The following is a 23,878-nucleotide window of genomic DNA, read 5'->3' on the forward strand; positions in this document are numbered from 1 at the left end:
TTTCCAGCAGTTTTAAGGCGTTCCAAGTGATTGACGGAAGCGCCCGCATAAAGGATTGTCCGGCCGAATTTTAGTTCTGGAGCCCTTCTTGATGACCGGCACGACCCCGTCCGATTTCGCTAAACGCCTGGACAAGACCGCTGACGATACCGAGGCCCTGCTGGCCAGGCTGTTGTCGGACGACATCCTGCCAGACGAGATCGCGCGCCCCAAGCGGCTGATGGACGCGATGCGCTATTCGAGCCTCGGCGGGGGCAAACGCCTGCGGCCGTTCCTGGTGGTCGAGAGCGCCGCGGTGTTCGACGTGCCGCGCGAGGCCGCCTTGCTCGTGGGCGCCGCGCTCGAGTGCATCCACTGCTATTCGCTGATCCATGACGATCTGCCGTCGATGGACAATTCCGACCTGCGCCGCGGACGCCCGACGCTGCACAAGCAGACCGACGACGCCACCGCGATCCTCGCCGGCGACGGGCTATTGACGCTCGCCTTCGACATCGTCACCCGCGACGAGATCCATCGCGACGCCAATGTCCGACTCTTGCTCACGCGCGCGCTGGCGCGCTGCGCCGGCATCGGCGGCATGGTCGGCGGGCAGATGCTCGATCTCGCCGGTGAAGGCCGCTTCGGCGATCGCGAGCCGGTCGACGTCGCACGCATCCAGCAGATGAAGACCGGCGCGCTGTTGCGCTATGGCTGCATCGCCGGCGCGATCCTGGGACAAGCCACCGCGAAGGAGTATCAGGCGCTCGACGATTACGGCCGCGCGCTCGGCGAAGCCTTCCAGATCGCCGACGACCTGCTCGACGTCGAGGGCGATGCGGCGGCGCTCGGCAAGCCCTCGGGCCAGGACGCAGCGCTTGGCAAGACCACCTTCGTCACCCAGCTCGGCATCGAGGGCGCCAAGCAGCGCGTGAGTGACCTGCTCGCGCGCGCGGACGCCGCCGTCTCGATCTTCGGCGACCGCGCCGCGGTGCTGCAGGCAGCAGCGCGGTTCGTGGCGGAGCGGAAGAACTAGGCTTTCAAGGACGAAATTGACCAGCCCTCACCCGCAAGCGGGAGAGGGAGTGCACCTGCAACGCGGCGGCAGTCGGGACATTGAAGGCCATGGACCAAGAAGATCCCGTCCTCATCCGCTTCCGCAAGATGTCGCGACCGGTGCGCGTGGTTTATGCGCGGCCGCGGACCTTCATCGCGCTCGGCGTCGGCGTTCTCGTCTGCCTGCTGCTGCCCGGCTCGTTGCGGCTGGTGACACGGCTCTTGCTCGGCTGGGACGCGCTGATCACGGTCTATCTCGTGCTCGTCTACAGCATGATGCTGAACCAGGACCACAGCCACATCCGCCGGGCCGCCGTCATGCAGGACGACGGCCGCTTCGTACTGCTGCTGGTGATAGCGGTGGGCGCATTCGCGAGCATCGCGGCCATCGTTGCCGAACTCGGCACCCATCGCGGCGTCGGCGAACTCTCGCTCGCGATCTCGACCATCGCGCTGTCATGGGCTGCCGTGCACACGACCTTCGCGCTGCATTACGCCCACGACTACTACCGCCACGCCAAGCCGGGCGGCCTGCAATTTCCGAGCGGCGACAAGGACGACCACGCCGACTACTGGGACTTCGTCTATTTTTCCTTCGTGATCGGCATGACCGCACAGGTCTCCGACGTCGGCATCACCGACAAGACCATCCGCCGCACCGCGACCGCGCACGGCATCGTCTCGTTCATCTACAATACGGCGTTGCTGGCACTGACGGTGAACATCGCGGCAAGCGCGATCGCGACGTAGGCTGCATCCTTGGAGTCGTCCTGGCGAAAGCCAGGACGACGTCAGGGAGCTCAGTCGCAGATCTCCGGGTTGGGGTCGGCGCCATAGCCACCGCCACCGCGAAATCCGAGATGACAGCCGCGCTTGACCGGGCGGCAGATGAGGTCGTTGCAATAGATCTGACCGCTGCCTCCCGAGGCGCGGCCTCCGGCCGCCGCAGCGGCGGCGCCAGCCTGTGGACGCTGTTTTGCCGGACGATCCTGCTGCTGGCCGTCGTCGCGCTTGGCGGTGCTCGCGGGCGGCTTGCCGCGCTTCTTCTCGCATTCATTGTCGTCGTTCAGCACATAGCCGTCGCCGCATACGATCTTGGTGCACTTGTCGCCATCCGCCCTGAAGCCGCGATCGCAGACCCGCGGGCAGACCCGCGACGGCTTGGCCTTGACCGCGTCGAGCGCATCGGTGCTTGCGACCTTCACGTCGAGCTTGGTGCCGGCGTAGCGGTTGAACTGCGACAGCGAGCGCTGCGAGGCCGTATTCCAGTTGCCGTCGGCTCGACCTGAGAAGCAGCCGACGCGGCCGAGCTCGGTCTGCACCGAGCGGGTCAGGTCGGCTGGTGCGCTCGGTGTCAGCGCGGCAACGTTGGTGCCGGGTGGATTGTTCGCCTTGACGGTCGAGCCGTCGGGCGCAGCGCCAGCCAGATTGACGCGCTGCTGCTCGGCGGCGGCCGCCTGCTGCTGCGCCTGCTCCTTGGCCTTCTGGGCGGTGAGCTGCGCCTGCTCGGCAGCCTTTGCATCGGCCTCGGCCTTGGCCTGCGCCTCCTTCTGCGCCCCGGCTGCGGCAAGACGATCGCGCTCGGCTTCCGCCTGCTTCGCCTTGGCGGTCGCCGCCGCATGCGCCTCTTCGGCCGCGATCTTGTCGAGCTGGAGTTTTGCCAGGCTCGAATAGAAGCCGTTCGGATGCTGGACCAGGAAGGCATCCCACGCCGCCTTGTTGCCGACCTGGAGCGCGAGCTCATAGTCGCGCCGCACCTCGGCCTGCGCATTGACGGCCGGCTGGGCCGGCGCGACCGCCGCGATCTTGGCCGGCACCAGCGGCACGTCGTCGCCGCCGAGCGAGCCGTACACGAACGGCTCCTGCTTGTAGTTGGTGGTCTTCAAGACGTCGTCGCGCACGAAGCCGAAGGCACGGCGCACGTCGAGGCCTGGCGTCGTCAGATGCTTCGCCAGCGCGATCGTGAACGGGCTGTTGCTGCCGTCGCCGTCCTGGGCCGTGGAGCCGGCCTTGGCCGAATATGCAATCAGCGTGTTGGGGCTGGTCGGCTCGACCTGGGCGAGGCCGCGCCCGATCCCGCGCGAGGCGATCGTGCGTTTCATGGTCTTGCCGAAGGGATTGTCGCGGCAGGCGTCGAGGATCACCAGACGAAGCTGCTTGGCCGGCTCGATCGCGACCAGGACGCGGTCCAGTGACAGCGCTTCGTCATAGACGTCGGTGTCGCGCTCGAGCTTGGCGTCGACGGGGATCAGATAGTTTGCGCCGTCAACCTCGATGCCGTGGCCGGCATAATAGACGACGGCGATATCGGCATCGCGCGCGGAGTCGGCGAATTCGCGCAGCGCGCGGCGGGTCTCCAGCGCCGGCAGGTCGTGGCGGGCGTCGACCACATCGAACCCGGCCTCCTTCAGCGTCTTCGCGATGACGGCCCCGTCATTGTCGGGATTCGCGAGCTGCGGCGCATTCTGATAGGCGGAATTGGAGAGCACCAGCGCGACGCGCTTGCCGGCAAAGGCGGGCCCGGCGCCGAGCAGCAGCGCGAGCACGAGGAGAAGCGGGCAAAATCTGAACAGGCTGCGCATGACGGAACTTCCAGCTCCCTTTTGGATCTACCTAGCAACATCCGCGTCATCCGCTTGTGACGAAGGTCACAGCTTGTGACTCACAGCTTGTGACCGGGTCCACAGCTTGTAACCGAGGTCACGAAGGGCGCGACAGCTCGCGAGCAAAGCCCTTTTTGTTAGTGTCGCCAGAAGGGTAGCGGTTCGCAGGATCAGGCGTTTCCGGCCCGCTCAGCCGGCTCCGACGTGCCCGCGGTGCTGCGGCAGATTGTCCGTGATCTCGTACCAGGGCGCCTTCGAGCCGACGAACATATGCGCAGTGGGGCGGATCGAGGGATCGTCGAGCAGGGTTCCCATGGTCACGTGGACCCAGTGCCCCTCGCGCACCACCGAATAAAGCAGCGAGCCACAGCGGGCGCAATGCGCATCATGAGTCATCTCGTCGCCATAGATCAGCCGCGCATCCTCGCCCGCGACCACGCAGAACTTGTGCCGCTCGATCCCCGCGAACGGCTTGAAGGCGGAGCCGGTGGTGCGGCGGCAATCCGAACAATGGCAATTCAGCGCATAGACGAATTCATCCGCGACGTCGTACTGCACGGCGCCGCAGTAACATTTCCCAGCGAGGCGGCGACGGCTTGTCGAGCTTGTCACGATCTTTCTCCAGCGCGGAATGCGGCATGACAATCTAGCGGGTCGGCCAGCCTGTGCCGATCAGCTTTTCGCGAGCAAAACGCTGGCGGTTTCGCGAGGTCCGCCCTACGTTCTCTCGTCGCGGCAACGTGCCAGGGAAGGAGAGAAGCATGGGGTATGACCGTTCGAGTGTCGAGGCCGTGGTGCAAGGCTATTTCGATGCGCTCTATGAAGGCGACGCCGACAAACTCGGCGCGGTGTTCCATCCCTCCGCCGATCTGCGCTGGGTGGAAAAGGGCGAGCTCAAGATCCTGACGGTGCCGGACTGGCTCGCCTGGGTGCGCAAGCGCGCCTCCGCAAAGTCGGAAGGCAAGCCGCGCGAGGATTTCATCGTCACCATCGACCGCTCGGACGACAAGACCGCCTTCATCAAGGTCAAATGCCAACTGCCGCCGCGCTACTTCACCGACTATCTCGTGGCGATGAAGCTCGCCGACGGCTGGCAGATCGTGTCGAAGTCGTATCGGTATGATCTGAAGGATTGAGGGACGGCGGCCGCGGCGGTTGGGCGTCGCGATCGAAGACGTTCCTCAATTTTTCCGTCATTGCGAGCGAAGCGAAGCAATCCAGATTCTTGCGCGGAGACAGTCTGGATTGCTTCGTCGCTGCGCTCCTCGCAATGACGGCGGGAGAGATCGCACATCGCACCGTGCTTCGTTACTGCATTTCGCGGCGACGCGTTCACACCAGCGCGATGAGCGACGTGTCGCCATAGATTTGTCAGAACAATCAATGACACCGTCGTGAGCGCACTCATGACATCTCCGCAATGCCTCACCCCAATCCTGCCTGAAAGATCCCCATGCTGCTCGATCGTCGTTCCCTGCTCGCTTCTTTGTGCGCGCTGGCCGCAGGTCCAGTATTTGCTGAAGGCGCACCGCCTGCACTTGAAACCTACGAGCGCGAGAGCGGCGGGCGGGTCGGCTTCTATGCTGAAAACCTCAGCTCCGGCAAAAAGCTCGGCTGGCGCGCCGACGAGCGGTTTGTCATGTGCTCTACGTTCAAGGCTTCGCTTGCGGCCTGCGTGCTGGCGCGGGTCGATCGCGGCGAGGACCAGCTTGCGGCGATGATCGGCTATGGCCGGGACGACCTGCTCGACTATGCGCCGGTGGCGAGGGAGAACCTTTCGAAAGGCGCAATGTCAGTCGCCGACATGTGCAAGGCCAGTGTCGAGCTCAGCGACAACACCTGCGCCAATCTCCTGCTGGCGCGGATCGGGGGACCGGCGGCACTCACCGCGTTCTGGCGCTCGCTCGGCGACACCACCTCGCGGCTCGACCACAACGAGCCCGAGCTCAACCGTTCGCCGCCGGGCGACCCGCACGACACGACCACGCCCTCTGCCATGGCCGGCAATTTCCGCCGCCTCGTGCTCGGCGAAGCCTTGTCTGCGGCTTCGCGCGCGCAACTCACCGAGTGGATGGTGAATTGCAAGACCGGCGCAAAACGGCTGCGCGCCGGCTTGCCGGGAACCTGGAGGATCGGCGACAAGACCGGCAACAACGGCAAGGACGCTTCCGGCGATATCGTGGTGGCGTGGCCGAAGCCCGATACGCCGATCCTGATTGCGGCCTACACCCAGGGCGGCACGCCGAACGCCGCGCAGATCGATACGGTGTTCGCTTCCATCGGAAAGACGGTCGCCGCGCAGCTGGGATGATCCCGCCGCATTGACCTCGGCCGCGCTTCCGGGCCAAGTGAAAGAATGGTGGAAGCGCGATTTCAGATCTTTCTGATCCTGCTCGGCGTGCTCGCCGGTACGGCGCTGGTGGCCCGGCGCCTCAACATCGCGCCCGCCATCCTCTTGATGCTGGCCGGCGTGGGCCTGGCCTTCGTGCCGGGCATGCCGCGTGTCGAGCTGCCGCCGGAGCTCGTGCTGCTGCTGGTGCTGCCGCCGCTGATCTACTCGGCGAGCGTCGCCATGAGCTGGCGCGAGTTCAGGAACAATCTGCGCCCGATCGTGCTGCTCGCGGTCGGCTGCGTGATCTTCACAGCGGCGATGGTGGCAACCGCTGCGCATTTCCTGATCGGCATGCCCTGGACCACCGGCTTCCTGTTAGGTGCCATCGTCGCGCCGCCCGACGTGGTGGCGCCGCTTGCGATCGCACGCAAGCTGCACATACCGCGCCGTATCCTGGTGGTGCTCGAAGGCGAAGGGCTTGCCAACGATGCCACCGCGCTGATCCTCTACCGCTTCGCGCTCGCCGCGATCATGACCGGCAGCTTCTCGCTGCCGCTTGCGACCGGCGAATTCCTCCTCATCATCGCCGGCGAGGTCGCCTACGGCATCGGGGTCGGCTGGCTCTCCTTGCGCGCCCGCAAATGGGCCCGCGACCCGCAGGTCGAGATCACGCTGTCGCTGATCACGCCCTACCTCGCCTATTGGCTGCCCGAGCATGTCGGCGGAAGCGGCGTGATCGCCACCGTCGCCTGCGGGCTCTATGTGAGCTGGAACGGGCCGTTGTGGATTTCATCGGCGACGCGCCTGCAGGGCATCTTCTTCTGGGACCTCGTGATCTACCTGATCGAGGGCATCCTGTTCCTGCTCACCGGTTTCCAGATGCGCGCTCTCTATGAGCAGTCGAAGGCGTTTCCGCTCGACGAGATCCTGATCGCGACTGGCGTGGTCGTGGTCATCGTGGTCATCGCGCGCTTTGCATGGCTCTATCCCGCAACCTACCTGCCGCGGATATTGAGCCCGAGCCTGCGCCGGCGCGATCCCTCGCCGCCCTGGCAATGGGTGTTCACCCTGGCCTTCACCGGCGTGCGCGGTGCGGTGTCGCTCGCGGCGGCGCTGGCGCTGCCCTTCGTGCTGCCAGGCGGCGAGGCCTTCCCCTATCGTGACCTGATCCTGTTCGTCGCCTTCGGCGTCATCTTCGTCACGCTGGTCGGCGTCGGCCTCGGCCTACCCAAGGTGGTGCGATGGCTCGGCGTGGCCCAAGCCGGCCGCTCCGAACACGTTGCCGAGCACGAGGCCGAGATCGCCGCACGGCGCCAGGCGCTCGATGCCGCCCTGAGGTCGCTCGATACGCTCGCCGCGGAGAAGGAGCTGTCTGGCGAGGTCGTGCACCTGTTGCGCGCCCGGCACGAAATCCGCGCCAGCCAGCTTCCCGATTCGCTCGAACCGAGCCGCCACGACGTCTCCGCCGCCGGCACCGCGCTGACGCGCGAGCTGATCAGTGCCGAGCGCAGGTTCATCCATGAGCTCCTGCGCGAGGGCAAGATCACCGACGAAGCAAGGCGACGAATCGAGCGCGATCTCGATCTGGAGGAAGCAAGCCTGGCGAACCGGGAGTTTCAGAGGGTGCCGCTGTGAATGGGCGGGTGTCTCCGCCCATCGTCATTGCGAGCGCAGCGAAGCAATCCAGAGTCTTTCCGCGGCGACAGTCTGGATTGCTTCGCTGCGCTCGCAATGACGGTGTTGCACCAGACTAGCGTTTCTCGCAGAATTCCTCCATGGCGGCGGCTACCGCTGACGCAATCATCTGCTGCCGCTCCGGCGAGTTCATCGCCATCTCCTCGTCACGGTTGATGATCGAGCCGGCCTCGAGCAGCACCGCGGCGCTTCTCGTGCGTGAGAGCACGACGAGCTGGTCGTAGCGATAGACCCCGACATCCTTGTCCAGCAGTTCGTGACGATAGCGGCCCATCAGCGGCAGCGTGTACTGGTGCGCGTAAGTCAGGTCCTGCGCCTTCAGCTCCTTACCCACGAGCCGGGCGAACGCGAGGCTCGCTGCGTATCGCGGGTTCTGCCGCGAGACGAACAGCGAATAGCCGGAGAAGCGGTCGCTGAAATGGCTTTTTGCGCCCTCGAACTCCCACTGCTCCAAAAATTTGTCCGGCACGGCGTCGTGATGAATCGACAGGAAGAGATCGGCCCGCCAGTCGTTGGCGGCGTTGACGCGCTTGAACAGGCTCGGCCTCGCCCGGCCTTCCGTCACCAGCAGACGCGTCGTGGCAAAACCTTCCGACTTCAGTTTCTCCGAGATGAGCCTGGCAAGCCGGAGATTGAACGCGAACTCGGGATCGTTGCGAGCGCTGTCCGCGCCAAGCGCTTCGGCGGTGTGGCCGACGTCCACGACGATGCGGAATCTGGCCGGCTCACATTTTTCGGGCGCGAGCTTGGGATTGGGCCTGGGCTTCGCGCGCACGATCTTCCGCGCCGGTACGGCATGCCTCGCATCGACCGGCGCGAGCAACAGCGGAAGAAGCGAAGCAACGACCGCTGCAATGATGGCCCTCACGGACGCCAAGCGCTACACCGGCCGCTCCCCCTTCACCGTCACGCGCGTCCCTGACCGTGTGTGCGGCCAGTAGTCCCACATCGCGCGGTGCTGGGTGCAGCGGTTGTCCCAGAAGGCGATGGCGTTCTCGGTCCAGCGGAAGCGGCACTGGAACAGCGGGTTTTCCGCGTGCTGATAGAGATAAGCGAGCATCGCGTCGCTCTCGTCGCGGGGAATGCCGTTGATGTTGCGGGTAAAGCCGCGGTTGACGTAGAGGGCCTTCTTGCCCGTGACGGGGTGCGTGCGCACCACGGGGTGCTCGGCATGCGGGTAGCTTTGCTTGTCGGCGACGCCGTAATTGGCGTAGAGCCCGCGATAGATCGGCTCGCCGTCATGCAGCGCGATGAGGCCGTCGAGATAGGCTTTCATGCGGTCCGACAGCGCCTCATAGGCCGCATACATGTTGGCGAACAGCGTGTCGCCGCCGCGCGGCGGGCATTGCTTGATGTAGAGGATCGAGCCCATCGGCGGCTCGAGATCGCAGGACACATCGGAATGCCAACCCTCGCCATTGGCGCGCGGCGAGTTCTTGTCGGCATAGATCTTCATCAGCGCGGGATCGTCGTCCTCATGCGGAGCGGCGGGATGAAAATGCAGCTCGCCGAACTTGCGTCCGAAGGCGAGATGCTGCTGCGGCGTGATGTGCTGGTCCCGGAAGAAGATGACGAGGTTTTCGGCCAGCGCGCGATGGACTTCGTCCATCTGCCGGTTGGAGCGCGCATCGTCGGACACGAGCTTGCCGATGTCCACGCCGGTGATTTCAGCGCCGATGATCGGCGTGAGTTTTTCGACGGCGATGGTCTCATACGGTGCGCCGTCGTCTGCCATGTGGCGATAGCGCGGACCCTGCTTGCCGGCGAGCGAGCTCATGGGTGTTGCTCCCAATCGTTTTGATTGAGGGCATGGTAGCGCGGATGGAGCGAAGCGCAATCCGGAGCCACAAACTCAATTCGTCGTCCCGGGGCGCGCGTAGCGCGAGCCCGGGACCCCCGCGCGAGCGCTTGCGCTCGTCGCGATAACCACAGGATTGGGTTTGGCGAAGACTCGCGTTTACCAGCTCGCGCCACAACCTCTCCCTGGGGTTATGGGTCCCGGCCTGCGCCGGGACGACAGCGGAGAATGGGGCACCAGCGGAGCAAAATCACTCCGCTCAGTTCTACTCCGCCGCGGTCTCCGGCACCTTGGCGCCCTGGCCGTAACGCTGGTCGATGTAGTCGATCACCAGCGCCTTGAAGTCGGCGGCGATGCCGGGGCCGCGCAGGGTGCGGAACTTCTTGCCGTCGACGAAGACTGGCGCAGCCGGCGCTTCGCCGGTGCCGGGCAGCGAGATGCCGATATTGGCGTGCTTGGATTCGCCGGGGCCGTTGACGATGCAGCCCATGACGGCAACGTTGAGCTCTTCGACGCCGGGATATTTCGTCTTCCAGGTCGGCATCTCGTCACGGATGAAATCCTGGATCGAGCGCGCCAGTTCCTGGAACGTGGTCGAGGTGGTGCGGCCGCAGCCCGGGCAGGCCGCAACCAGCGGCACGAAGGTACGGAAGCCCATGGTCTGCAAGAGCTCCTGCGCAACCTGCACCTCACGGGTGCGGTCGCCGCCGGGCTCCGGCGTCAGCGAGATGCGGATGGTGTCGCCGATGCCCTGCTGCAGCAGGATACCGAGCGCGGCGGACGAGGCGACGATGCCCTTGGTGCCCATGCCGGCCTCGGTGAGCCCGAGATGGATGGCGTAGTCGGAACGGCTCGCCAGGACCTCATAGACCGCGATCAGATCCTGCACCGCCGACACCTTGGCCGACAGGATGATGCGGTTCTTGGGCATGCCGAGCTCTTCGGCGCGCGCCGCCGACAGCAGCGCGGACTGCACCATGGCTTCGCGCATCACGGCGCGGGCATCGCGCGGATTGGCCGAGGCCGCGTTCTCGTCCATCAGCTTGGACAAGAGCTCCTGGTCGAGCGAGCCCCAATTGGCGCCGATGCGCACCGGCTTGTCGTGCTTGTTGGCGATTTCGATAATGTCGGCGAACTGCGTATCGCGCTTGTCCTTGAAGCCGACATTGCCGGGATTGATGCGGTACTTGTCGAGCGCTTCGGCACAGGCCGGATAGTCGGCGAGCAACTTGTGGCCGATATAATGGAAGTCGCCGATCAGGGGCGTGGTGATGCCGCGCCTGCGCAGGCCGTCGCGGATGTGCGGAACGGCGGCGGCGGCCTCCTCGCGGTCCACGGTGATGCGGACCATCTCGGAACCGGCGCGCGACAGCGCTGCGACCTGGGCGATGGTGCCGTCGATATCGGCCGTGTCGGTGTTGGTCATCGACTGCACGACGATGGGCGCGCCGCCGCCGACGGCGACGTCGCCGACCTTGACCTGGGTGGTGTTGTGGCGCGGCGCAGGCCCCGCGATGTCGGAATCGATGGTGTTTTCGGGCTTGTTCATGGGGTCCAAATATCAGGTTTTGGTGACATTCAGCAATGCATCGCGCGGGGCCGCAGCTTCTTGGCTGGGACGGTTAACCAGAAAAAGCCCAGCAATTACAAGGATGGCGGCGGCCCCGAACGTGAGGCTGAGGGTGTCATGCAGGATGAAATAGCTAGCGACGACGCCAAACAAAGGGGTGATGAAGGTAAAAGCCGACAATTTGCTCGCCGAATAGGCCTTCACCAGCGCGAACCAAAGCGTGAACGTCGTTCCGACGACCCAGACCGCCTGGAACACCATCAGCGTGATCGAGAGCGGGCTCGGGGTATGGGGAATGGACTCGCCCAGGAGGTACGCGGCCAGGCCCAGAATCGGGATCGACATCGCGACCTGGTAACCGATGGCCTTTTCCGGCGGGGCGAAGCGCAGCCGCGTCGACTTGGCGACCAGCGTGGTCGCCGCCCACAGCGCGGCGCCGCCGACGATCATGAGGTCGCCGAGCAGGACCTGTGAATCCACGTTGGGCTGCGGCACGCCGATCGCAAGCGCCACGCCGGCAAAGCTGACGGCGAGCCCGAGCCACTGCGTGCCGCTGAGCCGCTCGCCCAGCACCTGGTAGGAGCCGAGCGCAACGAAGAACGGCGCGGTGTAGAGGAAGACCACGGCGCGCGAGGCCGGCGTGAAGCGCAGGCCCTCATAGATCAGCACGAACTCGAGGCCGAACATCAGCCCGGCGATGAGGCCTGCGGCAAGCGTGCCGTCGCGCTCGAAGAATTTTGCGCCGCGCAAGGTGCCGATGATGAACACCACCGGCAGCGCTCCCATCGAGCGGATGGTCGCCTGCAGCACCGGCGGGATATCCGGGATGACCAGCTTCACCGCGATCTGGTTGAAACCCCAGGTCAGGCACAGCATGAGCATCAGGGCGATGGCGCCGGCGCTCAGGGGGCGGCCGGCGGATGGGCTTGTTGGTTCGATCGACATATCTTCCCGGGACCGGCTTGGCGCCGTTTGTTGATTAAGAAGCTTTCTGACAATGGGTGCAGGTGCCCGTGATCTCGACCACAGACAGTTTGGGGGCAAAACCGGAGGCGCGGGCAGCCTGGTTGAGGCCTTGCGCGACGGACGCAGCCGGAATCTCGCCGACGAGGCCGCAGCGCTCGCAGATCAGGAACGCGACCGCCGAGGTCGCATCGTGGTCGTGGGCGCAGGCGAGATAGGCGTTACGGCTCTCGATGCGGTGCGCGAGGCTATTGGCCATCAGGAACTCGAGCGCGCGATAGACCGTGATCGGCGCGGGCCGCGGCATCGTTTTGGCAAGCTCGTCGATCACTTCATAGGCCCCAAGCGGACGGTGGCTCGAGAGTAGTGCCTTGAGCACCTCGCGGCGGATCGGCGTGAATTTCTGCGCGCGCTGCTCGCAGACGGCTTCCGCATGCGTCAAGGCATCCGCAGTGCAGCGGCCGTGATCGTGGTCAGGCGCGGGAAAGGCCGGCTTTACGAGGCTCATCGCGCAGGCTTTTAGCATTTCCGGACCGGGAACCCAAAGGGCGCGGCTTCGAATGGCTGCCAGCCATGCTTTTGTGGCGGAGCAGCGCCGCGTTAACTTGCCATGAAATAATCATAAGCTTGCTTATTATATGCAAAGCTTATTGGAGACCAAGCTTATGAGCCGCACGTCGGTCGATCAGAACTTCCTGTTCACGCTCGGCGAGCTGTATCGCCTGCTCCGGGTCTATGCCGACAAGGAGGCATCCCGCTACGGCATCACCCGCGCGCAGTGGGCGGTGCTGGCCAAGGTCGAGCGCAGCGAGGGCATGAAGCAGTCCGAGCTCGCCGAGCTCCTGGAGATGCAGCCGATCACCTTGACGCGGCTGATCGACAAGCTCTGCGACAATGACTGGATCGAGCGCCGCAGCGACGCCAGCGATCGCCGCGTCAACCGCCTCTATCTGAAGAAGGCCGGCCGCGCGCTGCTCGGCAAGATGAGCGGCCTGAAGTCCGAGCTCACGGCCAACGCGCTCGACGGCATCAACCCGGCGGACGCCCACCGTCTCCTCACCCAACTCGAAACAATCAAGGAAAACGTGCGTCACGCCATCCAGACCAGTGGAGCGGAACAAGCACGTAAGGAGCAGCGCTATGGCTGATCAGGTCCTGAAATTCGCCCCCGAGCAGAAGGGCGGCCAGAGCGGCAAGCCCACCAGTAAGCTCGCGGCCGAGCCGCGTCGCCGGCTGCTCGCCGGCCTGCGCCGCTATCGCCGCTTCCTGCTGATGGTGGTGCTGCCCGCGGCGGCCGCGATCGGCGGCATCACCTTCTATCTGCATGGCGGCCGCTATGTCGGCACCGATGATGCCTATGTCGGCGCGCAGAAGGTGCTGGTGACGCCCGACATCTCCGGCAAGATCAACAAGGTCGTCGTGAAGGAAGGTCAGCTCGTCAAGCAAGGCGACGAGCTGTTCGAGATCGATCCGGTCCCGTTCCGCCTCGCGGTGGAGGAGGCCAAGGCGCAGCTCGCGCAAGCCAAGACCACCTACGACAACCTCGTCGCCAACGTCAAAATCTACGGCCAGATGCTCGATCTCGCCCAGCAGGGCATGGACCTGAAGCAGCGCGACGTCGAGCGCAAGCAGGCGCTGGTGAAGAACAATTATGGCTCGCAGCTCGACCTGGACAACGCGTCGAACGCGATGGTCACGGCCGGCGCGCAGGCCCAGTTCGTCAAGCAGCAGCTCTCAAACGCGAAGACGCAGCTGCTCGGAAATCCCGACCTGCCGCTGGAAGAGTTCCCGCCCTATGTGCAGGCCAAGGCCAAGCTGGATGACGCCCAGCGCAATCTCGACCATGCCGTGCTGCGTGCCCCGATGAGCGGCGTGGCGACCCAGGTCGACCAGATCCAGCTCGGCCGCTTCGTCGCCGCCGGCACGCCGGTGTTCTCCATCGTCGACATCGCCCACCCCTGGGTCGACGCCAATCCGAAGGAGAGCGACCTCACCTATGTCGCGGTCGGGCAACCAGTCACGCTCGAGGTCGATGCGTTCCCCAACCATGTGTTCAAGGGCAAGATCGGCTCGCTGTCGCCGGGCACCGGCGCGCAGTTCGCGATCCTGCCGCCGCAGAACGCCACCGGCAATTTCGTCAAGGTCGTGCAGCGCGTGCCGGTGCGGATCTATTTCGACGAGAGCGACAAGTTCGTGAAGAAGCTGAAGGCCGGCATGAGCGTCTATGCCACCATCGACACCGGCCACCAGCGCTCGCTCGCCGGCCTGCTCGGCCTGTCGGCGAATGCCAACCAGGACAAGGAAGACTGACGTCGATGTCCGGTCCCGCCAGCACAGCGATGGTTCCCGGCCTGCGCCGGAACATGGTGACGATCTGCGCCATGACCGCGACCATCATGCAGGCGCTGGACACGACGATCGCCAACGTCGCCTTGCCCTACATGCAGGGCACGCTGTCGGCCTCGCAGGACCAGATCAACTGGGTCCTGACCTCCTACATCGTCGCCGCCGCGATCATGACCGCACCGGTGGGCTGGATCGCCAACCGCTACGGCCGCAAGCGCATCTTCATCGTCTGCTCGGCCGGCTTCACACTCGCCTCCGTGCTGTGCGGGCTCGCACAGGACATCAACCAGATGGTGCTGTTCCGCCTGTTGCAGGGCGTGTTCGGCGCCGCGCTGGTGCCGCTGTCGCAGGCCGTGATGCTGGATTCCTACACGCTCCAGGAACGCGCCAAGGCGATGTCGATCTGGGGCATGGGCGTGATGATGGGCCCGATCATGGGCCCATCGCTCGGGGCCTGGCTGACCGAGACCTATTCCTGGCACTGGGTGTTCTTCGTCAATTTGCCGTTCGGCGCGATCACCGTGCTCGGTCTGATGGTCTTCATGGACGAGACCAAAAAGGATCTCAGCCTGAAATTCGACTGGTTCGGCTTCACGGCGCTGGCCATTGCGATCGGCGCGCTGCAGCTCGCGCTCGACCGCGGCGAGCAGCTCGACTGGTTCGAATCGGCCGAGATCGTGACCGAGTTCGTGGTCTCCGCGATCGCCTTCTATTATTTCTTCGCCCACTCCTTCACGACCTCACGGCCGTTCATCCGCTTCGCGCTGTTCAAGGACCGCAACTTCCTCACCGGCTGCATCTTCATGACGGTGATGGGACTTGTGCTGTACTCGACCATGGCGCTGGCCTCGCCTTACCTGCAGAACGTCATCGGCTATCCCATCATCACCGCGGGTGAACTGCTCGCGACGCGCGGCTTCGGCACCTTCCTCGCCATGATGCTGGTCGGGCGCATGATGCGCTATTTCGAGGCGCGCACGCTGATCATTGCGGGGCTGACGCTGACCGCCGGCTCGCTGTTCCAGATGACCGGATGGACCGACCAGACCCAGGCCCCGGAGATCATTACCGTCAGCATCTTCCAGGGTTTTGGCTTCGGTCTCGTTTTCGTGCCACTCTCGACCGTGTCGTTCCTGACGCTGCCGAACGATTTGCGCACCGACGGCACCTCGATGCTGACGCTGCTCCGCAACGTCGCAAGCTCGGTCGGCATCTCCATCGTCATCGCCGAGCTGACGCAGGGCTCGCGCAAGACTTATGCGATCCTTTCCGAGCACATCAACCCGTTCAACCACGCGCTGCAGATGCCTGATGTAGCCGGCATGATCAACCTCTCCACCGACGCCGGCCGCGCCATGGCCGACAAGATCGTCGCCATCCAGGCGCAGATCATCGCGTTCGCGCACGACTACTCGCTCGTGATGATCTTCATCCTCTGCACCATCCCGCTGGCCCTGATGATCGGCTCGACCAAGGCCGCGCTGCGCAAGCAGGCGGCCGGGCCCGAGCATGCGGTGATGGAGTAAATGTAGGTGTCATGCCCCCGGCTTGACCGGGGCATCCAGTACGCCGCGGCATCTCCGTATTCGTCACTGCCTCTGGAGTACTGGATCGCCCGATTCAAGTCGGGCGATGACAGCGAGCGTGCGGCGCCCTCACTCCAAAAACTCCTCGCAGCCGAGATCATCGACGGCCATCAGCACCCGCTGAAGATTGTTCCACCAGATCACCGGCGGGATGTTGACGCTCCATTGCCAGACCGGGTTGGTGATGTGCCAGAGCACCGACTGGCGATAGTCGCGGTGAAGCGCGTCGCGGCTGTAGCCGGTCACGCCGTGCGCGATCAGCGTATCGTAGTAGCTGTCCAGCAGCGGCCGTTCGAGTGCCTGCCGGGTCTCGGGATACCATTGCAACGCCATCATGTAGGCGAGGTCGCCGGTCGGCACGTTGATGCGCCACTGGTCGAAATCGAAGATGCGCACGGTGTCGGCAACGGCGGCGCGCGGCAGCAGGAAATTCCACATATGGGCGTCGCCATGGACGATGGTGACGTTGCGGCGCGAATGGTAACGCTGGAACAGCCGGCCCCATTGCGCGAGCAAGCGGTGGAAGAGATCGCGCCGCTCTTCGCCGAGGCGATCGCCGAGCACATCGGCGAAGCGGTCGTAGTGGCCGGTGAACGTCTCCAGCAGATTTGCCGTCTCGTCGGCGGTCATCCAGACGCCAACCGTCTCGCCGAGACTTGGGTGATCCCACCACGCCGCATGCATGCGCGCGAGCGTGGTGACGATCCCCATCGCCTGCCTGTGTGATGGCGGCAACGGCCACGCCGTCGCGATCTCGTGGCTGTCGGTCAAATCTTCCAGTGTCAGATGCCAGGCGAGGCTCTCCTCGTCGAAATGTCCGTCGAAGCAGCGTGGCACGAGGCGCAAGGGCATCTTGGGTGCAAGCTGCGTGTAAAAGGCCACTTCGCGCCGGCCGGCGTTCGGCAGCGACTTGGCGAACGACGCATGGGCCGTCTTGAAGATCAGGGATTGCGGCGCCCCATTGGACTCCCCGACATAGCGCAGGCCGAGGCGCTGGATGTGCGACACGATCGTGTCGTACGACGACAGCACCTTGACCTCGCGCACCGCGCCGCGGTCCAGCGCGCCGGCCTTGCGCAGCGCGGCGGTGAGATACGCGGCCTCAGCGACCGCCGGCAGTTGCGGAATTGTCATGAAGCGCCCCGGGTGCCGCGCTCATCCTGCACGATCACACCCGGAAGCGCCAGCCGCGTCACACGTCGAAGAACACCGTCTCCTCATCGCCCTGGAGCCGCAGGTCGAGGCGATAGACCGGCTTGCCGGCCTCACGCTTCGCGATCAGCGTCGCGCGGCGGTCGGCGGGCACCAGCGCCAGCACCGGATCGGAGGCGAGGCCTGCATCGTCGCTGAAATAGATGCGGGTGTAGAGATGCCTGAGCATGCCGCGCGCGAACACCGCGACCAGGATGTGCGGCGCCTGCGGCCTGCCGTCGGGATCAGGCACCGCGCCCGGCTTGATGGTGTCGAAGGAATAGTTGCCGTCCTTGTCGGTGCCGCAGCGGGCAAAGCCGCGGAAGCTGGCGTTCGGCAGCGCGCGCTTGTCCTGCGGATCGGCAAAGCGTCCCTGCGCATCCGCCTGCCAGATCTCCAGCATGCAGTCCGGCACGGCGACGCCGTCACCGTCGAACACCTTGCCCTCGATGCGGAGGCGGTCGCCGGTGACGTCGGGCGTGAGCGTCGAGTTGGTGAAGGCGTCGTTCCACTCGTAATCGCCGGTCGGCGTCAGGCCGTATCTGAAGAACGGGCCGACGGTTTGCGATGGCGTGATCCCGTTGGGCTTCACAGAATCCTGCACTTAGGTGTTCTCCATTGGCGTGGCGTTCTTGCCGCGCAGCACGATGTCAAAGCGATAGCACAGCGCCCATTCGGGCTGGGTGTTCTCGAGATCGAAGGATGAGACCATCCGCATGCGCGCTTTCTCGTCCGGCACCGAGTTGAAGATCGGATCGAACGGGAACAGGGGATCGCCGGGGAAATACATCTGCGTCACCAGGCGCGTGACGAAGGAATGGCCGAACACCGAGAGGTGGATGTGCGCGGGCCGCCAGGCATTGTGATGATTGCCCCAGGGGTAGGCGCCCGGCTTGATGGTGACGAAGCGGTAGTAGCCCGCCGCATCGCTCTGGGTGCGGCCGGCGCCGGTGAAGTTCGGATCGAGCGGCGCAGGATGCTGGTCGCGCACGTGCACGTAGCGGCCGCAGGCATTGGCCTGCCAGATCTCGACCAGCGAATTGGGCACGCCGCGACCGTCCTCGTCGAGCACATGGCCGTGCACGATGATCCGCTCGCCGAGCGGCTCGCCCTTATGCTGCAGGGTGAGATCGTTGTCGCCCTCGCGGACGGTCTCGTGGCCGTAAACCGGGCCGGTCAGCTCCGACAGCGTGTGGCGCATCGGGATCAGGGGCTTGTGCGGCGCCCGCTTGATCGAACTCTTGTAGTCGGGCGACAGCGGCAGGGGATGCGCCTTGTTGCTGTCGACGGGATAAATGAATGTCATGGCCAAACTCCTGGCGAGCTCCTCCCCGGCCATTTTAGTCCGGCCGGTCAACGCTTCGGCCAATCATTATAGTATATAACTAATTGGGGGAAGCGGTTTGGCGGGCTTCCTACGCCCGGCACCTGACATATGGGCGCACTACTTGATCGGCGGACGCGGCAGCACGGCCTCGCCGGCCTCGAGCCGGTAGGTGTGGTCGAGCGAATACCAGGGCGTCGCAACCTCGCGCTCGGTCGGATGCGGCGAATCGTGGCGCTCGAACTTGCCGGTCAGCGCTTGCGTCACGCCGAACTGCACGTCGCTGTCGATGTGCGGATCGGCGGGGTCGTAGACCTGCGAAATCAGCACCTTGAATCCGTGCTTGAAGATCAGGGCGTGCAGATGCGCGGGACGATAGGGGTGCCGGCTCTGCGCCTTCAGGAGGCGGCCGACCACGCCGTTGGTCGGAATCGGATAGCCAACCATCATCACCGAGCGGAAGGAGAAGCGTCCGTCCTGGTCGGTCGTGAACTTGCCGCGCAGGTTCATGTCCGCCTGCTCCGGATCCTGGTTCTCATAGAGGCCGACGGGCGAAGCGTGCCAGACATCGACCTCCGCCGCAGTGACGGGACGGCCGTCACCGTCCACGACGCGTCCGCTGACGAACAGCGGCGCACCCGGCGTCTTCGAGCGGACGATCGATCCGCCATTCTCCACCCGCGGCGAGTTCAATCGCCAGAACGGCCCGAGCAGCGACTGATCGGTTTCCGTATTGCCCTGATCGCCATTGTTGAGCAGGCACACCAGCGGCGAGACGCCGAGCGAGCCCGCCATCAGCACGACTTCATTATGCGTGTCGGTCGAGAGCTTGCCCAGCTCGGCCACGATCGCCGTGGCATCGCGGAATTCCGCCTCCGTCAGCCGAACATCGCGGACGAAGGCATGCAGGTGCTCGACCAGGGAGACCATGATCTGGCGAAGCCGCGGATCAGATGTCCGCTCCATCACCGCCAGTGCCGCGGCCGTGACGTCCTGCTCGCGCTCGATGATCATGGGCGGTCCTTTCCCCCGTCATTCCGGGGTGATGCGAAGCATCGAACCCGGAATCTCGAGATCCCGGGTTCAGCCCTGTCGGGCTGCCCCGGGATGACGGGACGATGCGCGTCCCGTCAATTCAGCTTCTCGATCGCGACAGCGACGCCCTGGCCAACGCCGACGCACATGGTGGCGAGCGCGAGCTTGCCGCCGCGCTTCTCCATGCCGTGGACGGCGGTGAGCGCAAGACGCGCGCCGCTCATGCCGAGGGGATGGCCGAGCGCAATCGCACCGCCATGCGGATTGACGAAATCAGCATCGTCCTTGACGCCGAGCTGGCGCAGGCAGGCGATGCCTTGCGAGGCAAAGGCTTCGTTCAGCTCGATCAGGTCGAAATCGCTGATTTTCTTGCCGAGACGCTCCATCAGCTTGCGGGTGGCGGGCACCGGGCCGATGCCCATGATGCGCGGCGGCACGCCGGCCGAGGCAAGGCCGAGGATGCGCGCGCGGGGCGTGAGGCCATGCTTCTTCACGGCAGCTTCGGAGGCAAGGATCATCGCGGCGGCGCCGTCATTGACGCCGGAGGCGTTGCCGGCGGTCACCGTGCCGGGATTGCGCACGATGGGCTTCAGCTTGGCGAGGCCCTCGAGAGTCGTTTCGGGACGCGGATGCTCGTCCTTGCCGACCGTGATCGGGCCGGCCTTGCCGCCGGGAATGGTGATGGGCGTGATCTCCTCGGCGAAATAGCCCGCCGCGATCGCCGCGCCCGCGCGCTGCTGCGAGCGGATGGCGAAGGCGTCCTGGTCGGCGCGCGAGACCTGGAATTCCTCGGCGACGTTCTCGCCGGTCTCCGGCATGGCATCGACGCCGTATTGCACCTTCAGCAGCGGATTGATGAAGCGCCAGCCGATGGTGGTGTCAAAAATCTCGGCCGAGCGCGAGAAGGCTTCCTGCGCCTTGCCCATCACGAAGGGCGCGCGGGTCATGGATTCGACGCCGCCGGCGATCGCGAATTCGATCTCGCCGGAGCGGATCGCGCGCCCGGCGGCGCCGACCGCGTCGAGGCCGGAGGCGCAGAGGCGGTTCAGGGTCTGGCCGGGAACCGAATCCGGGAGGCCTGCGAGCAGCAGCGCCATGCGCGCGACGTTGCGGTTGTCCTCGCCGGCCTGGTTGGCGCAGCCGAAGAACACCTCATCCACCTGCGACCAGTCGAGCTTGGGGTGCTTGGCCATCAGCGCCTTGATTGGAGCGGCGGCGAGGTCGTCGGCGCGCACCTTGGCGAGTGAGCCGCCAAAACGGCCGATCGGGGTCCGGACGGCATCGCAGATAAACACATCACGCATCGTTGTTCTCCCTGAGCGCCGCGGTTCGGCCAAAATTCTTCAATGACGGCGGAGTTTTAGGAGGGCGCCCGCGGCAGGTCAATTGACGGTTTCGCGGGTGGCGTATTCGGCCAAGCAACATGAAACTCGGTCGGGGCGCCCGGAGGGCGAACCCGGAATGACTGAAGATGTGTCGACCCGCGTTCCACAATACGGACAACGTGGAAAACCCGCATCCCCTGGCCAAAGCGATAGGACCATGGGGCGAAATTTTGTAGGTTGCGCCGCCCATGACGATGCAACAGCCCATCCAAGCGCCAGAACCTGAACCCACACCCGTGCCGCAAGCGGAAACTGCCGCGCGCGTCACGCCGATGATGGAACAGTATTTGGAGATCAAGGCGGCGCATCCGGGCCTGCTTCTGTTCTACCGGATGGGCGATTTCTACGAATTGTTCTTCGAGGACGCCGAGATCGCTTCCAGGACTCTCGGCATCGTCTTGACCAAGCGCGGCAAGCATCAGGGCGCCGACATCCCGATGTGCGGCGTGCCGGTCGAGCGTTCCGAGGATTATCTGCACCGCCTGATATCAGCCGGCCACCGGGTCGCGGTGTGCGAACAGACCGAGGATCCTGCCGCCGCCAAGGCGCGCGGCAACAAGAGCGTCGTGCGCCGCGGCGTGGTGCGGCTGGTGACGCCGGGCACGCTGACCGAGGACACGCTGCTCGATGCGCGCGCCAACAATTATCTGCTGGCGATCGCGCGCGCCCGCTCCTCTTCCGGCGGCGACCGTTTCGGCCTCGCCTGGATCGACATCTCGACCGCCGAGTTCATGGTGACGGAATGCGCGGGCGGCGAGCTTGCCGCGACGCTGGCACGCATCAACCCTAACGAGGCGATCGTCACCGACGCGCTCTATAGCGACAACGAGCTGGGGCCAACCTTGCGCGAGCTGCCGGCGGTGACGCCGCTGACGCGTGACGTCTTCGACGGCGCCACCGCCGAGAAACGCCTGTGCGACTACTTTGCCGTCGCAACCATGGATGGGCTGGCGCAGCTCACGCGCCTCGAGGCCACCGCCGCGGCCGCAGCGGTCACCTATGTCGACCGCACCCAGGTCGGAAAACATCCGCCGCTGTCGCCGCCCGCGCGCGAGGCCTCGGGCGCGACGATGGCGATCGATCCGGCCACCCGCGCCAATCTCGAGCTGACCCGGACGCTCGCCGGCGAACGGCGCGGCTCGCTGCTCGACGCCATCGATTGCACGGTGACGTCGGCGGGCTCGCGCCTGCTCGCACAACGTCTCGCGGCACCGCTGACGGACGCAGCAGGCATCGCACGCCGGCTCGATGCAGTCAGTGCCTTCGTCGCGGATTCTGCCGCACGCGAGGACATCCGCAGCATCCTGCGCGGCGCGCCTGACATGTCGCGGGCGCTGGCGCGGCTGTCGGTTGGCCGCGGCGGACCGCGCGATCTCGCCGGGATCCGCGACGGCATTCTGGCGGCCGACCTGGCGCTGGCGCGGCTCTCCGAGCTCGACCAGCCGCCGCTGGAGATCGCCGCCGTGATGGCAGCGATGCAGCGGCCCTCGCGCGAGCTCGCGGCTGAGTTTGCGACCGCGCTCGCCGAACAGCTCCCGCTGATCAAGCGCGACGGCGGCTTCGTCCGCGAAGGCTACGAGCCGGCGCTCGATGAAGCCCGCAATTTGCGCGATGCCTCGCGCGTGGTGGTCGCCTCGATGCAGGCGCGCTACGCCGACGCGACCTCCATCAAGGGCCTGAAGATCCGCCACAACAACGTGCTCGGCTATTTCGTCGAGGTCACCGCGCAGCATGGCGACAAGCTGATGTCGGCCCCGCTGAACGCGACCTTCATCCACCGCCAGACACTGGCGGGTCAGGTGCGCTTCACGACATCCGAACTCGGCGAGATCGAGGCCAAGATCGCCAATGCGGGCGACCGCGCGCTCGGGCTCGAACTCGAAATCTTTGAGCGGCTCTGCGCCAAGGCGCTTGATATCAGCGAAGATTTGCGCGCTGCCGCGCATGGCTTCGCGCTGCTCGACGTCGCAACGTCGCTGACAAAGCTCGCGGTCGACGAGAACTACGTGCGGCCTGAGGTCGACAGTTCCCTTGGCTTTGCGATCGAGGCCGGCCGGCACCCGGTGGTCGAGCAGGCCTTGAAGCGCAATGGCGAGCCGTTCATTGCCAATGCCTGCGATCTGTCGCCGGCGCCTGGCCAGAAATCCGGCCAGCTCTGGCTGCTCACCGGCCCGAACATGGCCGGTAAATCGACCTTCCTGCGCCAGAACGCGCTGATTGCGCTGATGGCGCAGATCGGCAGCTTCGTGCCGGCCTCGCGCGCCCGCATCGGCATCGTCGACCGGCTGTTCTCGCGTGTCGGCGCCGCCGACGATCTCGCCCGCGGCCGCTCCACCTTCATGGTGGAAATGGTCGAGACCGCAGCGATCTTGAACCAAGCCGGCGAGCGCTCGCTGGTCATCCTCGATGAGATCGGACGGGGAACTGCGACCTTCGACGGTCTCTCGATCGCCTGGGCCGCGATCGAGCATCTGCACGAGAGCAACCGCTGCCGGACGCTGTTCGCCACGCACTACCACGAGCTGACCGCGCTCTCGGCAAAATTGCCACGGATGTTCAACGCCACGGTGCGGGTCAAGGAGTGGCAGGGCAACGTCGTGTTCCTGCACGAGGTGCTGCCGGGCTCCGCCGACCGCTCCTACGGCATCCAGGTCGCCAAGCTCGCCGGCCTGCCGCCGGCAGTGATCACGCGCGCCAAATCCGTGCTGGCGAAACTCGAAGCACAAGACCGCGGCCAGACCGCGCGTGCGCTGGTCGACGATCTGCCGCTGTTCGCGGTCCCCTCACGCGCCGCGGCAGAAGCCGCTCCGCCAAGCGAAGCCGAACTGCTGATCGAAGCGGTAAGGGCGTTGCACCCCGACGAGATGACCCCGCGCGAGGCGCTCGATGCGCTCTATGCGTTGAAGGCGAAGCTGCCGAAGCAGTGACGGTGCCGTAGGGTGGGTTAGCGAAGCGTAACCCACCTCTTCTCTCGCGGCGACGAAAGCGGTGGGTTACACCTTCGGCTAACCCACC

21 protein-coding genes are annotated in these 23,878 nt (G+C 65.4%); 9 read left to right on the forward strand and 12 right to left on the reverse strand.

All coding sequences use genetic code 11. The annotated features are described in order from the left end of the window. Positions 1-91: 91 nt before the first annotated feature. Together Q2941_RS17735 and Q2941_RS17740 are read left to right on the forward strand one after the other, a co-directional pair. Positions 92-1,015 carry a polyprenyl synthetase family protein gene (locus Q2941_RS17735; RefSeq protein ID WP_027524026.1) on the forward strand — a complete coding sequence of 308 codons (924 nt, stop codon included), beginning with the start codon at positions 92-94 and terminating at the stop codon, positions 1,013-1,015. Positions 1,016-1,104: 89 nt separating this feature from the next. Continuing rightward, complete coding sequence (locus Q2941_RS17740; RefSeq protein WP_458193273.1) at positions 1,105-1,785, forward strand: DUF1345 domain-containing protein; 681 nt, start codon at positions 1,105-1,107, stop codon at positions 1,783-1,785. A 50-nt stretch (positions 1,786-1,835) separates the two neighbouring features. Here the strand turns inward: Q2941_RS17740 and Q2941_RS17745 are convergent, their stop codons facing one another. Both Q2941_RS17745 and Q2941_RS17750 read right to left on the reverse strand, forming a co-directional pair. Continuing rightward, a complete protein-coding gene (locus Q2941_RS17745; protein WP_027524024.1) occupies positions 1,836-3,617 on the reverse strand; it encodes a caspase family protein in 1,782 nt (593 codons plus the stop codon). Between the two features lie 210 nt (positions 3,618-3,827). Next, complete coding sequence (locus Q2941_RS17750; RefSeq protein WP_027524023.1) at positions 3,828-4,250, reverse strand: GFA family protein; 423 nt, start codon at positions 4,248-4,250, stop codon at positions 3,828-3,830. A 149-nt stretch (positions 4,251-4,399) separates the two neighbouring features. Here Q2941_RS17750 and Q2941_RS17755 point away from each other — a divergent pair, with 149 nt between their 5' ends. From Q2941_RS17755 to Q2941_RS17765, 3 genes are all read left to right on the forward strand, one after another. Further along, entirely contained in the window at positions 4,400-4,774 is a 375-nt protein-coding gene (locus tag Q2941_RS17755; RefSeq protein WP_458193274.1) for a nuclear transport factor 2 family protein, read from the forward strand. Positions 4,775-5,091: 317 nt separating this feature from the next. Continuing rightward, complete coding sequence (bla, locus tag Q2941_RS17760) at positions 5,092-5,949, forward strand: class A beta-lactamase (protein WP_458193275.1); 858 nt, start codon at positions 5,092-5,094, stop codon at positions 5,947-5,949. A gap of 48 nt (positions 5,950-5,997) precedes the next feature. Then, entirely contained in the window at positions 5,998-7,605 is a 1,608-nt protein-coding gene (locus tag Q2941_RS17765) for a Na+/H+ antiporter (protein ID WP_458193276.1), read from the forward strand. Positions 7,606-7,720: 115 nt separating this feature from the next. Here Q2941_RS17765 and Q2941_RS17770 read toward each other — a convergent pair whose 3' ends face one another. The 5 genes from Q2941_RS17770 to Q2941_RS17790 form a co-directional block, all read right to left on the reverse strand. Beyond that, complete coding sequence (locus tag Q2941_RS17770) at positions 7,721-8,542, reverse strand: N-acetylmuramoyl-L-alanine amidase (protein WP_254109848.1); 822 nt, start codon at positions 8,540-8,542, stop codon at positions 7,721-7,723. A 3-nt stretch (positions 8,543-8,545) separates the two neighbouring features. Further along, positions 8,546-9,442, reverse strand: coding sequence for a TauD/TfdA dioxygenase family protein (locus tag Q2941_RS17775; RefSeq protein ID WP_027524017.1), 897 nt, complete (start codon positions 9,440-9,442; stop codon positions 8,546-8,548). A gap of 286 nt (positions 9,443-9,728) precedes the next feature. Further along, entirely contained in the window at positions 9,729-11,012 is a 1,284-nt protein-coding gene (gene ispG, locus Q2941_RS17780; protein ID WP_458193277.1) for a flavodoxin-dependent (E)-4-hydroxy-3-methylbut-2-enyl-diphosphate synthase, read from the reverse strand. A 12-nt stretch (positions 11,013-11,024) separates the two neighbouring features. Continuing rightward, positions 11,025-11,978 (reverse strand): DMT family transporter, encoded by a 954-nt coding sequence (locus tag Q2941_RS17785; protein ID WP_027524015.1) that lies wholly within the window; start codon positions 11,976-11,978, stop codon positions 11,025-11,027. Between the two features lie 34 nt (positions 11,979-12,012). Continuing rightward, complete coding sequence (locus Q2941_RS17790; protein WP_027524014.1) at positions 12,013-12,504, reverse strand: Fur family transcriptional regulator; 492 nt, start codon at positions 12,502-12,504, stop codon at positions 12,013-12,015. A gap of 157 nt (positions 12,505-12,661) precedes the next feature. Here Q2941_RS17790 and Q2941_RS17795 point away from each other — a divergent pair, with 157 nt between their 5' ends. From Q2941_RS17795 to Q2941_RS17805, 3 genes are read left to right on the forward strand one after another with little or no spacing between them, the layout of a single operon-like run. Beyond that, positions 12,662-13,144, forward strand: a complete 483-nt coding sequence (locus Q2941_RS17795; RefSeq protein ID WP_027524013.1) for a MarR family winged helix-turn-helix transcriptional regulator — start codon at positions 12,662-12,664, stop codon at positions 13,142-13,144. After that, positions 13,137-14,306: an HlyD family secretion protein gene (locus Q2941_RS17800; protein WP_254109847.1), complete on the forward strand. Its 1,170-nt coding sequence runs from the start codon at positions 13,137-13,139 to the stop codon at positions 14,304-14,306. Before Q2941_RS17795 ends, Q2941_RS17800 begins: the two co-directional genes overlap by 8 nt. A gap of 5 nt (positions 14,307-14,311) precedes the next feature. Beyond that, positions 14,312-15,868, forward strand: coding sequence for an MDR family MFS transporter (locus tag Q2941_RS17805; protein WP_458193278.1), 1,557 nt, complete (start codon positions 14,312-14,314; stop codon positions 15,866-15,868). 129 nt (positions 15,869-15,997) lie between these two features. Here the strand turns inward: Q2941_RS17805 and Q2941_RS17810 are convergent, their stop codons facing one another. The 5 genes from Q2941_RS17810 to pcaF form a co-directional block, all read right to left on the reverse strand. Then, on the reverse strand, positions 15,998-17,062 hold the full coding sequence (locus Q2941_RS17810; protein WP_458193279.1) for a phosphotransferase: 1,065 nt from the start codon (positions 17,060-17,062) through the stop codon (positions 15,998-16,000). A gap of 58 nt (positions 17,063-17,120) precedes the next feature. Then, a complete protein-coding gene (pcaG, locus tag Q2941_RS17815; protein ID WP_254109845.1) occupies positions 17,121-17,723 on the reverse strand; it encodes a protocatechuate 3,4-dioxygenase subunit alpha in 603 nt (200 codons plus the stop codon). Beyond that, on the reverse strand, positions 17,724-18,425 hold the full coding sequence (gene pcaH / locus Q2941_RS17820; RefSeq protein ID WP_458193280.1) for a protocatechuate 3,4-dioxygenase subunit beta: 702 nt from the start codon (positions 18,423-18,425) through the stop codon (positions 17,724-17,726). Positions 18,426-18,563: 138 nt separating this feature from the next. Next, the gene (locus tag Q2941_RS17825) at positions 18,564-19,457 is read right to left on the reverse strand and encodes a dioxygenase family protein (RefSeq protein WP_458193281.1); all 894 of its coding nucleotides are present in this window, start codon (positions 19,455-19,457) and stop codon (positions 18,564-18,566) included. Positions 19,458-19,573: 116 nt separating this feature from the next. Beyond that, positions 19,574-20,782, reverse strand: coding sequence for a 3-oxoadipyl-CoA thiolase (gene pcaF, locus Q2941_RS17830; RefSeq protein ID WP_458193282.1), 1,209 nt, complete (start codon positions 20,780-20,782; stop codon positions 19,574-19,576). 269 nt (positions 20,783-21,051) lie between these two features. Between pcaF and mutS the strand changes: the two genes are divergently transcribed. After that, the gene (gene mutS / locus Q2941_RS17835) at positions 21,052-23,790 is read left to right on the forward strand and encodes a DNA mismatch repair protein MutS (protein WP_458193283.1); all 2,739 of its coding nucleotides are present in this window, start codon (positions 21,052-21,054) and stop codon (positions 23,788-23,790) included. The last annotated feature ends 88 nt before the right edge of the window (positions 23,791-23,878 follow it).

It is taken from the genome of Bradyrhizobium sp. UFLA05-153 (assembly GCF_054185185.1).